This window comes from Erwinia mallotivora (genome assembly GCF_000590885.1).
Taxonomy (GTDB): domain Bacteria; phylum Pseudomonadota; class Gammaproteobacteria; order Enterobacterales; family Enterobacteriaceae; genus Erwinia; species Erwinia mallotivora.
On sequence record NZ_JFHN01000012.1, the window covers coordinates 1 to 15,761 of the forward strand.

At 48.1% G+C, this 15,761-nt stretch carries 16 protein-coding genes and 1 pseudogene; 4 read left to right on the forward strand and 13 right to left on the reverse strand.

Annotated elements, in window-relative coordinates:
• The first annotated feature begins 149 nt into the window (after positions 1–149).
• Positions 150–761, forward strand: a complete 612-nt coding sequence (locus tag BG55_RS00510) for a hypothetical protein (RefSeq protein ID WP_152542554.1) — start codon at positions 150–152, stop codon at positions 759–761.
• A gap of 72 nt (positions 762–833) precedes the next feature.
• On the opposite strand, the gene ttcA is transcribed toward BG55_RS00510, so the two are convergent.
• The 4 genes and pseudogenes from ttcA to BG55_RS21580 all read right to left on the reverse strand — a co-directional run.
• Positions 834–1,730, reverse strand: coding sequence for a tRNA 2-thiocytidine(32) synthetase TtcA (ttcA, locus tag BG55_RS00515; RefSeq protein ID WP_034932996.1), 897 nt, complete (start codon positions 1,728–1,730; stop codon positions 834–836).
• Between the two features lie 138 nt (positions 1,731–1,868).
• Positions 1,869–2,057: a proline-rich small protein YnaL gene (gene ynaL / locus BG55_RS23565; RefSeq protein ID WP_071994949.1), complete on the reverse strand. Its 189-nt coding sequence runs from the start codon at positions 2,055–2,057 to the stop codon at positions 1,869–1,871.
• Positions 2,058–2,300: 243 nt separating this feature from the next.
• Complete coding sequence (gene zntB / locus BG55_RS00520; RefSeq protein ID WP_034932998.1) at positions 2,301–3,284, reverse strand: zinc transporter ZntB; 984 nt, start codon at positions 3,282–3,284, stop codon at positions 2,301–2,303.
• 235 nt (positions 3,285–3,519) lie between these two features.
• Positions 3,520–3,687: pseudogene (locus BG55_RS21580) on the reverse strand (recombinase family protein); the annotation flags it as partial.
• A 332-nt stretch (positions 3,688–4,019) separates the two neighbouring features.
• Between BG55_RS21580 and BG55_RS00525 the strand changes: the two are divergent.
• Complete coding sequence (locus BG55_RS00525) at positions 4,020–5,495, forward strand: hypothetical protein (RefSeq protein WP_034933001.1); 1,476 nt, start codon at positions 4,020–4,022, stop codon at positions 5,493–5,495.
• Between the two features lie 114 nt (positions 5,496–5,609).
• Here the strand turns inward: BG55_RS00525 and BG55_RS00530 are convergent, their stop codons facing one another.
• The 5 genes from BG55_RS00530 to BG55_RS00550 all read right to left on the reverse strand — a co-directional run bounded on the left by BG55_RS00530 (position 5,610) and on the right by BG55_RS00550 (position 11,095).
• Positions 5,610–5,936 carry a hypothetical protein gene (locus BG55_RS00530; protein ID WP_420842939.1) on the reverse strand — a complete coding sequence of 109 codons (327 nt, stop codon included), beginning with the start codon at positions 5,934–5,936 and terminating at the stop codon, positions 5,610–5,612.
• Between the two features lie 132 nt (positions 5,937–6,068).
• The gene (locus BG55_RS00535) at positions 6,069–7,682 is read right to left on the reverse strand and encodes a peptide ABC transporter substrate-binding protein (RefSeq protein ID WP_034933004.1); all 1,614 of its coding nucleotides are present in this window, start codon (positions 7,680–7,682) and stop codon (positions 6,069–6,071) included.
• Between the two features lie 271 nt (positions 7,683–7,953).
• On the reverse strand, positions 7,954–8,280 hold the full coding sequence (locus BG55_RS00540) for a YdbL family probable chaperone protein (protein ID WP_034933006.1): 327 nt from the start codon (positions 8,278–8,280) through the stop codon (positions 7,954–7,956).
• A 12-nt stretch (positions 8,281–8,292) separates the two neighbouring features.
• Positions 8,293–8,481, reverse strand: coding sequence for a YnbE family lipoprotein (locus BG55_RS00545; RefSeq protein ID WP_034933009.1), 189 nt, complete (start codon positions 8,479–8,481; stop codon positions 8,293–8,295).
• Complete coding sequence (locus BG55_RS00550; RefSeq protein ID WP_034933012.1) at positions 8,468–11,095, reverse strand: YdbH family protein; 2,628 nt, start codon at positions 11,093–11,095, stop codon at positions 8,468–8,470. Before BG55_RS00550 ends, BG55_RS00545 begins: the two co-directional genes overlap by 14 nt.
• A gap of 188 nt (positions 11,096–11,283) precedes the next feature.
• Between BG55_RS00550 and BG55_RS00555 the strand changes: the two genes are divergently transcribed.
• Positions 11,284–12,276: a 2-hydroxyacid dehydrogenase gene (locus BG55_RS00555; protein ID WP_034933014.1), complete on the forward strand. Its 993-nt coding sequence runs from the start codon at positions 11,284–11,286 to the stop codon at positions 12,274–12,276.
• A gap of 42 nt (positions 12,277–12,318) precedes the next feature.
• Here the strand turns inward: BG55_RS00555 and BG55_RS00560 are convergent, their stop codons facing one another.
• Positions 12,319–12,591, reverse strand: coding sequence for a putative hemolysin (locus BG55_RS00560; protein ID WP_034933017.1), 273 nt, complete (start codon positions 12,589–12,591; stop codon positions 12,319–12,321).
• 379 nt (positions 12,592–12,970) lie between these two features.
• On the opposite strand from BG55_RS00560, the gene BG55_RS00565 reads away from it, so the two are divergent.
• Positions 12,971–13,258, forward strand: coding sequence for a putative quinol monooxygenase (locus tag BG55_RS00565; RefSeq protein ID WP_034933020.1), 288 nt, complete (start codon positions 12,971–12,973; stop codon positions 13,256–13,258).
• 83 nt (positions 13,259–13,341) lie between these two features.
• On the opposite strand, the gene yciH is transcribed toward BG55_RS00565, so the two are convergent.
• The 3 genes from yciH to lapB form a co-directional block, all read right to left on the reverse strand.
• The gene (yciH, locus tag BG55_RS00570; protein WP_034933022.1) at positions 13,342–13,668 is read right to left on the reverse strand and encodes a stress response translation initiation inhibitor YciH; all 327 of its coding nucleotides are present in this window, start codon (positions 13,666–13,668) and stop codon (positions 13,342–13,344) included.
• Positions 13,665–14,384 (reverse strand): orotidine-5'-phosphate decarboxylase, encoded by a 720-nt coding sequence (gene pyrF, locus BG55_RS00575; protein WP_034933025.1) that lies wholly within the window; start codon positions 14,382–14,384, stop codon positions 13,665–13,667. The genes yciH and pyrF overlap by 4 nt, the downstream gene beginning before the upstream one ends.
• Positions 14,385–14,591: 207 nt before the next feature.
• Positions 14,592–15,761, reverse strand: a complete 1,170-nt coding sequence (lapB, locus tag BG55_RS00580; protein ID WP_034933028.1) for a lipopolysaccharide assembly protein LapB — start codon at positions 15,759–15,761, stop codon at positions 14,592–14,594.

Here is a 15,761-nt window from a genome sequence, read left to right on the forward strand (position 1 = left end):
TCGTGTTTTGTATAAGGATTCGACACCCATATCAAAACCGGTAACTCTCAACCTTTCAAGGCTATATGTCAGATCAAGTCGCGACTAATACATATCAGGTAAGCACCGGTAATCATGTCATTGCTGAAATTGTTAATGGTGTACCTGGCATGTCTTCATCACTCACTAACCGAACCTGGAAATTCAGTAGTAACAGTATTTCTCTGAATGAACTGAACATTCAGGTGAGTCTCCACGGTTATCTTTTCACCTTGTTCTCTGACTCGAAAACTGAATCTCAACTCAGGGAGAAGATAAATACACTCTACCTGAATAAATCATCCGGAATTTTAGTTGAAGGGGTAAGTCAGAACGTTATTGATGAACTTTCCCGCTCAGTTAATTCTGCGGTGATGTCAGCCAGCAGTAAGCAACGGCTTCTGGAACTGCTCTATCAGGTGCAACAAATTTTCCTCGAAAATACTATAACCAGCGTCAGTGTCTCTGCCAGTCGTGTGGTGGTCGCTTTCAGAAATGCTGACTATCGCGCACAACGCTATGTTATCCGTGCTAATGGTACTTATGTTTCAGAAGTTAACAATGGCTCAGCCTTCTATTCTTCAGTAAGTAACAATAACTGGTCAACTACCGTCACGGCAGAACAGTCATCGAATATTATCATTGAGGTGAGAAGAACAGAAAAAACGTATGTTGTTTATCAGAATGTGCAAACTTTGAATCAGATTATTTACGATAATCAGGGTTCATTTCAGGATGCATAGCATCTAGCGCTAATATTTTATATCTTGATGAAGCGGGCAAAAAGCCCGCTTGCCAGCAAATAAAGCCTGCAATTAAATGATGTTTGTCACATCGATAAACTGTGATGAATTAATATTGCTGGAAGATATGGTGGCCTCAGTGAAGGCATATTTCTCTCTTTCACCAGAGCGGTCGAGTGGTAACTGAGCAAAATCGAACAGATTTTTATCAGCAAGCTGACTCGGTATCACGTTTTGCAAAGATTTAAACACGCTCTCAACCCGACCCGGTTCACTTTTATCCCAACCGGTAAGCATGGCTTTTATCGTCTGACGTTGCAGATTTTCCTGTGAACCACAAAGATTGCAGGGAATAATGGGAAAGTTTTTATATTCGGTATAGCGGATCAAGTCTTTTTCCCGGCAATAAGCCAGCGGTCTGATTACCACATTACGTTCATCGTCGGAACGAAGTTTCGGGGGCATAGCCTTCATTTTCGCCCCGTGAAACATGTTGAGAAACAGAGTCTCAACGATGTCATCCATATGATGACCCAGCGCAATTTTGGTTGCACCAATTTTCTCCGCGAAGGAGTACAGCGTGCCTCTGCGCAAACGTGAACATAATCCACAGGTCGTCTTACCTTCAGGGACTTTTTCTTTTACGACGGAGTAAGTATCTTTGTCGACAATATAATAAGGAATGTTAAGCGTGTTAAGCCACTCCGGTAAGATGTGCTCAGGAAAACCAGGCTGCTTTTGGTCTAGATTCACCGCGATCACTTCAAAATTAACTGGCGCCGCTTTTTGCAGGTTTAACAGGATATCCAGCATAGCAAATGAGTCTTTCCCCCCACTCATGCAGGCCATCACTACATCACCTTCTTCAATCATGTTGTAATCAGTGATGGCATTACCAACATTCCTTCGCAGCCTTTTCTGAAGCTTATTAAACTCAAGTGTCTCTTTTCTGGTGTCTTCTTGTATCATCATTTTTGCTTTCAAAAAACCGCGCAGGCAGCCTGTCTGTTGAGGAATTGCCGCAATTATACGTTTTTTCCAATAAGGTTGGAACCAGCCTCATCGTGATGGGGTAAACCAGGCTGACATAAAGCCAGCCTGCAACAGTCAGCGAAACGGGGGGGGATCGAGAATGGGGTCCGGGTCGACGGGTGGTGGATCGGGCATTGGCTGAGGGGATGGGATTGGACCGGGAACGGGCGGTGGATCCACGGGTATAGGTTCTGATGCCAATGGCTTGTCAGTTATCATGACTGAGTGCATGCTTTTCTCCTCCCATAGGTGAGTTTTAAGCATAGGTGCGACTCTTCTGGCTGGCAAACAGGCAAAAAAAAGCCGGTAATAACCGGCTTGTGCGAATCAAATGTGCTATGCAGTAATTCAAAAAAGGAAGTAAGACAATATGGAGCGCAACGCCCATCGCTTGACGTTGCATTCACCTGCGGAAAAGAGTTTGCCTCAGCTGTGCTGGCATTTTATTGATGCTGATCAGCATAAACGTCCCTTTATATCTTTCCGAAGTGCACGGTAAGATATTACTCACAACCATTTACGTCGCCGCAACCACCAGGCAACGCCCAGTACTAAGCACATCAGCAGTAAACAGAACGCGCCAAATCCATAGCGCCAACCACCGCCGGGAATCCCGCCCAGGTTAACGCCAAACAGTCCGGTGAGAAAGGTGGTGGGCAGAAAGACCATTGCCAGAAGTGACATGGTATAGGTGCGACGGTTCATCGCCTCTGCCATTACCGAGCTGATTTCATCCGCCAGCACTGCCGTTCTGGCTACGCTGGCATCCAAATCGTCAAGCCCCCTCCCCAGTCTGTCAGCAATATCCTGCATTCTGCGGCGATCGTCATCGTTCATCCAGGGTAGTCTTTCGCTGGCAATACGTGAAAAGACATCACGCTGAGGAGCCATGTAGCGGCGCATGATGATCAGTTGCTTGCGGATTAGCGCCAGCTCACCTCGGGGTGGAACACGTTGGTCTACTACGGCATCTTCCAGCTCAATAATGTTGTCATGGAGTTGCTCAATGAATTCACTGGTATGATCGGTCAGCGCATCGCAGACATCAACCAGCCAGCTGCCGCCATTGGTGGGCCCGTTACCATTTTGCAGATCGGTCAGCACTTCATCGATAGCAAAAACTTTTCTCTGACGAGTTGAAACAATCAGTCTGTCATTGATAAATACCCGGATCACCACCAGTTGGTCCGGACGTGATTCGCTGTTCAGGTTGACACTCCGCAAAGTGATCATCGTGCCATCTCCCAGACGATTCACCCGCGGGCGCATACTGTCGCCTGCCAGCGCATCTCTCACCGCATCAGGGATTAACGGAGTGGATGCCAGCCAGTCAGCGCTTTCGCGATGGGTATAGTTCAGATGTAACCAGCAAGGCTTATCACAATGAATGACGTCCTTATCATCAATGGGAATTAACCCCCCTTTACCGTCCAGCTGGCAGGAAATTATGGCATCTGATACCTGTAAAGCTTTACCTTCAATGACGTCCACAGCAACTCCGCGCTCTGATTAATCAACGTGATACAGTCTAACCTGAGCCACGAGTGTTGCAAAACAACCGCAGCCGGCTTATCCGTTAAAAAAAGTGTCATTGTGCAACTAAAATTCGATCCTGTTCACGGAACTGAATTTGCTGCCCCTCGCTGCCTTGTTATTTATCTGTAGTTGCTGAACTATTTTGCTGACATATCAGGGGCCTCACTTGCCCGACAGAAAACCCGAATCTATGAATCCCAACAATGTCTCCATCACGTACGAATGACAACAATGAATCCAGCTCTGGCCGCTTCGTATCTTTACCCGATGCTTCATCGACGAAGACTTTATCCACCTGAGTCTGATCCAGTTGCCGTTCTGGGTTCTGGTCATAGCTGCTTACCCGGATATAACCAATACTTAACCTTTCATACGCCCCCAACACTTAATGTGTCAGAAAAGAAACTATGTCCCTTAATTACGAGTATCAATAAATACATAGAGCCACTTAATTCTGACAGTTTTCATCATCAGACCAGACTTCAGGTCAGGGTATAATCAAATATGATGTTAATTAATACATCCTGATTACACAATTGTGTGGATTTAGGTCATATATCTTCGAAGAATTCACCTGAATGCGTTAGGTTAATGACTCCTGCGATACATGCAATAAATTAGTGAAATGAGCAGGCTTGCACTCCTGACAACGTTGGAGTAAACACATTAGATTATTTACAGGAAGTATATATGTTCCCAGTCAATGCAAACTCATCACAGTCCATCCTGCAAAACTTGCAATTAAGTCGTTCTACTTTACCCGAACAGCTGGAAAGAGAGAGTAATTTGATACAAAAAGCTTTGCCAGTTAATGGGATTGTATATTCGTATGACTTGCGTAAGGCTGCAATCAGCGCGCTCAATTCGAGCAACATAGATGTCAAACCTGCAGTCAGCAATAAAGTTGGAACAAAGTGTTATATAATAACTCTGGAGAATGAACACCGCCATATTGTAGAAATGAGCAATGATGGATACAACGTACGTGTCCTGGGAGGAGAAGAAAGAACAGAGGTGCTTTCCAGGTACAATACTCCTCCAGGAACAACAAGTTTCAAAACCATTTTAACTGCAGCTGGGAATTTCTTAAATCCAGTCAATACTAATAACAGATATTGTATTAGTCACCAGATGGCATATAAAAAAACGCTGGAAAACGTAGCGCTTGGGGCGGCTAAGATAGAGCGTGTTTTAGCTGAGAGAATAATTTCTGGTGGTAACAAGGATGAAAACGTCCTGTTTGTTGGTTGTGAAGATTTCTTCAGAGGCGCAGATATAGCATTGAATCACTGTGCTCCAGTAGGTGCAGTATATAAAGCGATTAACGATTATCTTGTACCTCTGAGCCAACGTTATCCGAATGCGATAATTGCTGCTGGTTCGATTTACATATCTGGTCCGCTTTCGGAAGAACATCGTTCATCCAAAGACGTTAAGCTTATACAAGATAATCAAAGAATACCGTTGCACAGTCTTGTCAACTTTACGGCTAATATTATGCCTGTTCTTCGAGATGGAAAGTTACTGGCTCTGGTTCGTAAAGGTGATCATTTGAAATTCAAACCTAACCCAAATAATAATGAAAAGAAATTACACGCTGAAACATATGTACTGGACAGGATTAGTAATAAACCTTTTGCGCCAGGAAAATTGATAGTTATGAATTATCGGGAGGATAATCTTGATGATTTACAAGATAATCAGCACAAGGGTACCTGCTTTTCAGGTAAGACCTTATTACCTGGTGAATCAGAAAGTATAGAAAAATATGTGTTAAGACATTTCGATCCGATGGCAAAAACGCTCTCTTCCGACATTGAGAAAAAACTCTTCTCTCATGAATTTGTAGTCAACGATGAGAAATTTTTGGCTGTAATTTGTGGGGAGTTTCGCACTGTAGCTGACGGAATACCCAGTGAGGCAAGGTCAGTAGCCTTACCTCATGGTGAAGATATAGATAATGCGGTTCGATATTCCTATATTATCCACCCGACTGTAGGGGGAGATATTGATAAAACATTGCTTAGTACTACATTTCATTATGTACACTCAGATTTTGGCAACATGAATAAGATGCTGTCTCATGCCAAAGAAATAGATAATAGTCAACAGAGATACGCATCTTCGGATGACCTCGTCAGTTTTACATATGATAAATTTGCCTGACGAGATTCAAAAATACAGATTGCAAGGGGGATATGTCCCTCTATGAAATGGTTAAAAATGTTCTTACCGTACGTTCTCGTACGGTTTGGATTTTGCAGGTCGGTTTATTACAGGTTACGAGCCACGCTGTGTGGTGGTGCAACGCGTATTCTCCAACTGTTTTAGCTGAGCCATTCGCTGGTCTGCATGTTTACGGGCCTGACTTTTCGCCACCCCGTTCCCGATGCCAAAGTCGCCGATAAAGCCAAGTACTGTCAGACCGTCAAACTGTCCGGTTTTGTCGATCTCTGCCTCTACCTGTTGTTGGCTGATTATTGCTTGTTTAACGCCGTTACAGTCCAGTTGCGTAGCCTCTACCGAACTGACAGGTTGCGAAGCTGGATATTGTTTCAGTGCACAACCACTCAGCAGAAATACCAGATTAAAAACAAAGAATTTCACCACAAGGCACCCGATCTGGAAATCGAAAGATAACAAAACAATAACAAAATGACGCGAAAGCGTCATTATCTGGTGCAGGCTGAAACTTCTGTTAGTTACGAAGCAGACGCGTCTGCGTCTGCCCCGTGAACATTAATGACTCAGGATATACAGGGTGCGACTGTAAGCCACATCTTCCGGATTAGTGACAGGGTAACCTTTTACCCACGGTTTGATCAGGCGCCCATTGGTAAACTGATACAGCGGGGCAATCGGTGCCTTATCAGCAATGATTTGCTCAGCACGATTGTAATCATCATTACGAATGGTGGGACTGGTTTCCCTGCTAGCTTTTTCAAGCAACGCATCATAGTTATCGTCTTTAAACCGTGAGATGTTGCCACTGTGACTGGATGTTAACAGACTGAGGAAGGTGGAAGGCTCGTTATAATCAGCAATCCATGAGGCGCGAATCACATCGAAGTTACCGCTATTACGGCTGTCAATGTAGGTCTTCCACTCCTGATTCTGTAGCCTGACGGTCACACCCAGGTTCTTCTTCCACATTGATGCCACGGCGATAGCAATTTTCTGGTTATTCTCTGAGCTGTTATAAAGCAGTGTCAGATTGAGTGGATGCGTTGGACCATACCCTGCCGCCGCCAGCAGCGTCCGGGCCTGCACATTCAGCTCTTCCTGGCTGTGCTGTTGCAAAAAGTCAGGTTTAGCTTTGAAACCGGCTGTGGCATCCGGCGTAAAATGCCAGGCCGGTTTTTCGCCCGTTCCCAGTACTTTTTCCGCAATAATTTTTCTGTCAATACTCCACGAGAGCGCCTGGCGAACCCGCACATCTGCCGTCGGACCTTTCACCGTGTTAAAGGCAAAATAGTAGGTGCCCAGTTGATCAGGAGTGTAAACCTGATCCGGGATCTGTTTTTTTAGCAGGCTGTACATGTTTTTCGGGAAAGACTCCGTGATATCAATGTCCCCTGCGCGATAACGCTTGGTCGCGCTGGATTCTTCACTGATGGGCACGAAGGTGACCTTATTAAGAACGCTGTGGGCGTTATCCCAGTAGTTTTCATTACGAACCAGAACCAGTTTTTCATTAATCACGCGTTGCTGCAGTTTATAGGCACCGTTGCCCACCAGGTTGCCCGGCAGGGTCCAGTCATTGCCGTATTTTTCAATAACCTTCTGTGGCACTGGATAGAGGCTGAAGTTAGCTGTCAGGCTGATAAAGTAAGGAACGGGCCTGTCCAGCGTCACCTTCAGTCGATAGTTGTCCAGTGCGCTGACGCCAAGTTTATCCGCGGTCATTTCCCCTTTAGTAATGGCTGTTGCATTTTCAATCCCTGCCAGCCCGGCGAACCACGCAAAAGTCGAGCCAACTTTAGGATCCACCAGGCGACGCCAGCTCCACACAAAATCCTCTGCCGTTACCGGCTCACCATCTGACCAGCGAGCATCTTTACGCAGCGTAAAGATCCAGGTTTTGTTATCGCTGGTCTGCCACTGAGTGGCTACGGCAGGGATGATATTTCCAGCTGCATCCTGACTGGTCAGTCCTTCAAACAGATCGCGAATAACCGGAATTTCCGGTAAACCCACGGCTTTGGCCGGATCGAGTGAAGCCGGTTCATCTTTAATGTGGCGAACAATTTCCTGTCGTGCGGCCAGTTTGGTTCCTGGCGGAACATCAGCGGCAAACACTGTGGTAGTGGCAACCATAAACAGTGCAGCCAGCGTAAAACGTGAATTGATCATCGGCATTCCTTAACCTGTTATTGGCGGGATGGGTTTACAGCGAAATCTTAAAGCAACTTATTGAAAAATATTATTCATTTTTAATTTCAGACGGACAATTATCACAATTACTGATTGTAATCACAGCGGTGACAAACGGTAAAGCTTGAGATGGCCTCAGTTTCAGGTGTCATTAATGGTCAGATGCCGGGCTGGCTGACACTGACAGCAAATAAATCTTGCTCCGTAAAGCGAAATGGGCCTGGCGTACTAGAAACAGACTGTTTTTATTTCAGGGTGTCTTTTGCAACCATTTTCCATTAAGTCCACGCACATATTCCCCCGGCGCTGCCCGTTCGACCAGTTTTTGTCCAGCTATTCGTGCGACCTCTACCGTGCTCATATTATTTTTTTCCGCCAGCGCCCGGTACTGCTGCTCACGCCCCTGATTGATTTTTGATACCAGTTCCAGCGTCTCGCTGTCCTGCTTCAATGGGGCAATATAGCCCGATAATGTTTCACCGGCCCGCCCCTGCTTTCTTGCCTCATCCAGGGTTAAAGCCATCAGTGGCGGTGCTATCAACAGCAAAACCGATAACAGAACCTGTAGTTTCTTCATCCGGCACCTCTTTCAGAACAGGCCATTCTGGTTTTTTAGCAACGCTTCAACGTCTTTATCTACCTTGATGTGAATTTCATGTTCGATTTTCACATTCATATTGATAGTAATGGGTTCCTTTGGCGCTGCCACTTCAATACGCGGTATACAGCCGCTGAGCAACCAGATTGTGCCTGGTAATAACAGGCTAATGCATCTCATTTTTGTTTTCCTTCTGAGTTGGCAGGGAAGCATTCTGCTCCACCCAGGATTGCAAATTATCGGCAAAGCGCAGGCTACGCCAGAGCTGGAACAGGTTTTCCTGCTGCGTGTAATTGAGTGAAACACGCTGATTTTTATCACTGAAACGACTGGTGCCATTGACCTGAGCTTTTAAAGTCAGTTGACCAATGTTGTCGATATTCAGGGTTGCATAGCTACGTGAAATTTCCATGTAGCGTAACCAGTCGGTTGCTGCCCCGGCTGCGATGTTATTCGCTGAGACAGCATCAGCAAAATCTTTGTCCAGCCGCACGGTGAGAGGACCGCTGTTTGCAATCCATCCCTCTTTCACCAGCCAGTGTGAATCATCCAGCCACAGCGGCAAGGCAGCATTGATATGACCGGACATCGCAATCTGTTTTGGTCGGATGGCGGTGATTAACTCACTCATACTGATATTTTTCAGCCGCAGCGTGGCGGCTTCTGTTTGTGGCATTTGCAGGCTTTCCATGCGCATTTTTCCACCCAGTATATCCATTCCAACATTACTGAGACGCAGAGGATGACTTTTGCTCCACGGATACCAGCCTTGCAAATCAGCCGTAATGTTCTGTAATGCAAACTGATTCTTAACCTCTTTGATGCGTAACGACACCGGCCCCCTGGCACCGAAATACCATTGATTATTCCTGAATCGAAAAGGTAAAGAGAAATCGGCACCATTAATTTCGTTGTCCGGCATAAGCATGCGGCCATCTGCTACCACCCAATGTCCTCCGGCTGCCAATCCCTGCCCGCTGGCCGCCGAAAAAGCCATCTGTGCTTTCAATGTTCCACCCTGGATCTTCATTTTCAGATCGTCACTGAGCAGTGGCTGAAAAACGGTTAGCGGCTGTTGCGGCCACCATGCCTGACCGCGCAAACGCTGACCATCCCAACGCCCGTAAAGTCGCACTGGCCCGATGGGGCTGGCCTGCAATGTTCCTTGCAATAAAAAGGAACCGGGATCGCGTCCATTCAGCGCCAGGCGCAATATCGCCGGAGGCAAATGCCCTCCACTGCTGAACGTCGTTTGCTGCGCATTAAGTTTCAGCTTTCCGCTGAAGGATGGTGCAGAAGTATCGCGTTGCCATCGCAGCGGGGTCTCCAGCGTAAGACGGGGAGCATGTACATTGACACTGTCGTAACTGATCTGGTTGAAGCCGGTGGAGAGTGACTCCAGCTCAATCAATTTGTCCTGCCAGCGTCCCCGGCCATTTACATCCCATTCAGCCTCGAAAGAAGACAGCACGCCATCCCCCCAGTAACGCCACTGCCATCGCCCTTGATCGGGCCAGAAATTATCGGCGCGGCCATCCAGATGCACGCGAAACCGACCGGTGTCAGGATCATGTGCGGTCAGAATTGCCTGTAAACGCCCGTCAATGCCAGAGGAGGAGACCTTAAGGCCGGAAAGAGGCCAGCGCGCTTCATCTACTTCAAGCGTGGAGAGTAGCTTTCCTCGCATTCGCAACAGTGCGCCAGGTTTGAGTATCATTTCGGGTGCAGATAACGATCCCTGCACTTCCCCCGGAATGGCAGCAAAAAAGAGCATCTGTTCCATTTTGCTGTCACCGGTCAGCCTGAACGGTAACTGACACTGTTCCCAGTCCAGATGACCCGGCCCCAGGGTCAGCACCACGTTGCCTTTACCGCCTTTTCCCTGTGTCAACGCGTTCAGACGCCCGGTAACCTCGGTTGATGACAGCCCCTGTTGCCAGTTTTTCAACGAAAAATTGATCCTACCGGAGAGCAGCTGACTGGCATATGGCCAGTGCCACTCCCCTTGCTGCACGGTGATTTCCAGCGGAGATATCTGCCAGGGCAGTCTGAACAAAAGCGTTTTTGTATCTTCGGCCATGATCCTGACCTCCCCCTTATCCTGCTGCCAGTTTAGTGTGGCAAGCAGAGGATGCGGAACGCTGTCGGTTGTCAGGTTAGCGTGGATAGCACCGGCATCAGGCAGCGCGTCAGGAATAGCTGGCAGGGTTACGCTTCCGCCTACTCTCACTGGCTGTGGCAGACCCGACGCATTGACCACCAGAGAAGAGATATCGAGACGCTGACCATAGAGTGCCGCCGCCAGATGAATGTTTTTTCCCTGATAATCAATGCTCTGCTGTTCAGGTTGCAGATCGAGTTGTAGAGAGCCCGCCCAGTTTTGCCAGGGCGTGACCGTCAGTTGACTGACTGAAACCTGTGCAGAGGGGAGCAGAGACTGCCACTCAGCCACCGATTTTGGGGCCGTTGGCTGACTGTTCTGCGGGAACTGACTGAAGCAATTGCTGTTGACATCTACGTTACCGGCAGCTAACTGCCAGCGGCCATTTGCCCTTTTTAATGACAGATCCTCCACGGCGGCCAGTTGACAGTCACCGACGCGATAGCTGATTGCGGGCAACCACACCCCCCCGTCACGCCAGGAAAAATTGCTCTCCAGTCGGATGGTGGTGTTAACAGGTAACCAGAGCCCTGCAAGACGGGGTAACCAGTGGACAGCGGTCAGCCACAGGCTTGCGCCAGCTAACAGCAGTATCGTTATTATCGCAGTGAACAGCTTCCAGCTGCGGGTCATGACAGTTGTTCCGTATAGTCCGTAAAAGTCACAGGGCTGAATGATGTCATGTTATCTGCCCGGCGAGAAGCATTGTGAAAGGTTTCCAGGCCAGAATGCCTGGTGATGTAAAGCAGGCTCGCCGCAGAATACGAATTGTTGTTATTATCCTGTCAGTCTTTTTTATCTTCAGAACATCAGGAGAGATAATGAAAATCGCGGTATACAGTACCAAGCAGTACGACAGGAAATATCTCGAACAGGTAAATGCCACCTCTCACCATGAACTGGAATTTTTCGATTTTCTGCTGACTGAAAAAACCGCCAAAACCGCTTCCGGCTGTGAGGCAGTGTGCATCTTCGTCAATGATGATGGCAGGCGTAGCGTGCTGGAAGAACTGGCCGGACTGGGCGTTCGCTTCGTGGCACTCCGCTGCGCAGGGTTCAATAACGTCGATCTTGATGCGGCAAAAGAGCTGGGTATTAAAGTTGTCCGCGTTCCTGCTTATTCACCGGAAGCGGTGGCGGAACATGCTGTAGGTATGATGATGACGCTTAACCGACGTATTCATCGTGCGTATCAGCGCACCAGAGACGCCAATTTCTCTCTCGAAGGATTAATTGGTTTTAATATGCATGGCCGTACTGCCGGCGTTATTGGCACTGGCAAAATTGGTATTGCCACTTTGCGGATCCTGAAAGGATTCGGTATGCGTCTGCTGGCTTCAGACCCTTACCCTAATCCACAGGTTCTGGAGTTGGGTGCCGAATACGTTGATTTACAAACCCTGTTTCGCGAGTCTGATGTTATTTCGTTGCACTGTCCGCTGACAGCAGAAAATAATCATCTGCTCAATATGTCAGCTTTCGAACAAATGAAAAATGGCGTAATGATTATTAACACCAGTCGCGGCGGGCTGATAGATTCTCAGGCTGCTATTGATGCGCTGAAAATGCAGAAAATCGGATCGCTGGGTATGGATGTTTATGAAAACGAACGTGACCTGTTCTTTGAAGATAAATCTAATGACGTGATCCAGGATGATGTATTCCGTCGCCTTTCTGCCTGCCACAACGTGCTGTTTACCGGGCATCAGGCTTTTCTGACTGCTGAGGCACTGACCAGTATCGCGCAAACTACACTGGAAAATCTGACAATGCTAAAAAACACTCAGCATTGTCCCAATGAACTGACCATCTGAGATAATTTTCGCAGGCCGGTTTAACCGGCCTTACCTCAGTCCCTAACGTACGCAGCTGCCACTGACCAGGGCATTTTCTCCACAGCGGCGACCATTGGCCAGCTGACACATGCCAACCGAACTGCCATCGAGCTGCCGGGACAGCGCCAGCGTGCCTCCGGCATTGCTGCAAACCTGCTCTGCCATGCCGGACATCTCCACGCGTGGCGAGACATGTGCAGCAGTGGCCTGCTGAGGGGGATCGTCATCACCATGACCACTACATCCGGCGAGTAATAATGTCGTGGCGACGATGAGAAAGGTTGCAGCTTTCATTCAAAAAACTCCATTTGCGTTGGGCAGGCAGTTTGCCAGCATAATCCACGTTTTCGGGCAGGTCGAGTCGTGAGATAAATATTTTTGAAATAAAAAGAAACCCGATGACAATAGCCTGCGCCGATGATTACTTTAACCAAAAATAATGATCAGAAATCATCACGGCAAATAAAACAATCTGACCTGAACAGCGTGAAATCGCGGCAACGAAAATAATATTTTTCTACTTCTTCAGGACTGGCCCGTTGTCGTTCTCTGTAAGGTCGCAGAAAATATGGCATGATGTTCTACTGATTCGATAACGGCAGTTGTGTCAGTCGTTATCACCTTTTCAGGGCTGGATTATGTCCTGTTTATCAGCGTAATTAAGGAGTGGATCATGACCGAAAAAAACGTCTGTATCGTGGCAAAGTTCGTCGCCATTGCCGGTAAAGCCGATGAACTGAAGAAAGTGCTGAATGCAGGGGTGAAACCCGCCCGAGCTGAAGCAGGTTGTCTGCATTACGATCTGTATCGCAGTGTCGAGGATGGCAATGTTTTTCTGTTTCATGAAACATGGAAAAATGCTGCTGCCGTCGATTCTCACGGAAATCAGCCTCATTTTAAAACGCTGATGGCTGAAGCAGGACCACTACTGGCACAGCCGCCTGAGGTAACTAAAATGTAGCAACGAGTAAGGCCAGATTACCTGGCCTTGCAAATGTCTGAACCCAGCGTAGCTGAATCGTATGGTCTGTATTCACTTCCCTTTCATCCCCCCGCGAGGCGAACTTTCATCCCTTTTGACTCCAGCAGGCTTTTCAGCAAGTCACGTTTATCGCCCTGAATTTCGATAACGCCATTTTTAACTGAACCGCCACAGCCGCATTTTTTCTTCAATTCCGCCGCCAGCTTATCCAGTTCGCCATCAGAAAGATCCAGCCCCGTGACAAGGCACACGCCCTTACCTTTTCTGCCACTGGTCTGACGTTGAAGACGAACAATTCCATCGCCTTTTTCTCTTTGTACCGCTGGTGCAGATTCGGTAATTCGCCCTGTTTCCGTAGAGTAAACCAGCCGACTGTTGTTATCGGTCATTGCGCCCCCTGCAAAGATGTCAGAATGTCAGCCAGCGCGACGGCGGGATCGGCAGCCTGAGTAATTGGACGTCCAATTACCATGTAGTCCACGCCAGCCTCTTTAGCTTCCTGCGGAGTCATAATCCGGCGCTGATCACCTGCTTCGCTGCCCTTTGGGCGAATACCGGGTGTGACCAGACGAAAATCTGTTCCCAACGTGCGCCTGAATCGTGCTGCTTCTTGTGCCGAACAAACAACCCCGTCAAGTCCACACTGATGGCTGAGACTGGCCAGACGTTGAGCGTGATCGCCGGGTGTGGCATCAATCCCAATTCCTCTGAGATCTTCGGCATCCATACTGGTCAGTACCGTCACTGCTATCAACAGCGGAGCATCGTTGCCAAATGGCATCAGCGCTTCGCGTGCAGCATCCATCATTCTGGCTCCCCCGCTGGCATGGACATTCACCATCCAGACACCCAGTTCGGCAGCGGCGGCAATCGCATGCGCAGTGGTGTTGGGAATGTCATGAAATTTCAGATCGAGAAACAGGTCAAAACCACGCTGCTGTAAATCCTTTACCAACTGTGGTCCAAAAAGGGTAAACATCTCTTTACCCACTTTCAGACGGCAACTACGCGGATCAATTCTGTCTACGAAAGCCATAGCCTGGTCGCGGTCGGCATAATCAAGTGCGACCAGAATCGGGGAATCGCTTGCCAGCGGTGATTGCATAAGAAGACCCTCTGAAAATAAAGCACCTGGAGGCGCAGAAAATAAACGGCAGGCATTTTACCTGTGGTATCGATAAATTCACAGCCTGACGCGCTTTTCTTTTCTGTCAGACGCAAGCGACACTGATGCTCGAGGTATGATTAACCAGGCAATAAAGAGTATGTTGTAACTAAAAAACGAAAAAGAGTGTCGTTCATCAGCCAGAAATTATTGACCATCAAGCCCGCGTATCGGTTTAACCGATGACCAGGCACGACAGGATGGACAATGCCAGTACAGTGCATGTGCAGTAAATCCACATTTATGGCAACGATAGCGAGGCTTGGTACGGATCTGCTCTCCAACCAAATCCCGCAGCACCATCAGGCTCTCTTTTGCCCTGCCGTCTTCCGCATCATTCAGATGGAAATCGATCAGTCGATGGAAAACACGCATGGTGGGATGTCGTTCAAGTTGACGATTGATATAAAGTTGAGCGACGTCCCCTCCTTCATCACGTTCGATGATATCAGAGAGGTAAAGCTCGGCTACAGCACCCGTATTTTCTTCCACACAACGTCGCAGATAATCGGCCCAGGCCTGAGGCTGCTGCAACTGGTTATAACAACTTTCCAGCATTTCCAGCGTTTCGCTGACCAGCTCTTTATCCTGCTCGATCACCCGTTGAAGCAGGCCAACGGCTCTGGCGTAATCACCTTTCGCCATAGCAATACGGCCCATCATTATTGAAACACGTGCGCTCTGACGATCGGCACCCTCACCTTTTTTCAGCAGATTCATGGCACGATCCAGATCGTCACTGCCCATAGCCTGCAATGCCAGCTCGCAATAAAAATGGGCAATTTCCATCCGCTGTTTATCTTTGCCCAGTTTGACCAGCCGTTCAGCCACCTCAATGGCTTTCGGCCAGTCGCTGGTTGCCTGATGAATAAGCAGTAACTGTTGGAGTGCACCGACACGGAAATCTGTTTCATCAACAAGTTGAGAGAACATTTCCTCTGCACGGTCATAAAAACCTGTCGCCATATAGTCGCGACCAAGTTGCTGTAAGGCCAGCAGGCGTTGATCATAAGTGAGCGAAGCGCTTTCCATCAGCGCCTGATGAATTCGAATCGCACGGTCTACTTCCCCTCTGGATCGAAAAAGATTGCCCAGCGTCAGATGAGCTTCGACCGTGCCGCTGTCTTCTCTGAGCATATCAAGAAACAAATCGACCGCTTTGTCCTGCTGATTGGAGAGCAAAAAATTCACCCCGGCAACATAATCACGCGACAGCCGACTGGCTTCCTGCTGCTTATCCTGTTGCGCACTTCTGCGCCCCATGTACCAGCCATAGGCTGCGGCAACGGGCAATAACAGAAACAGCAGTTCCAACAT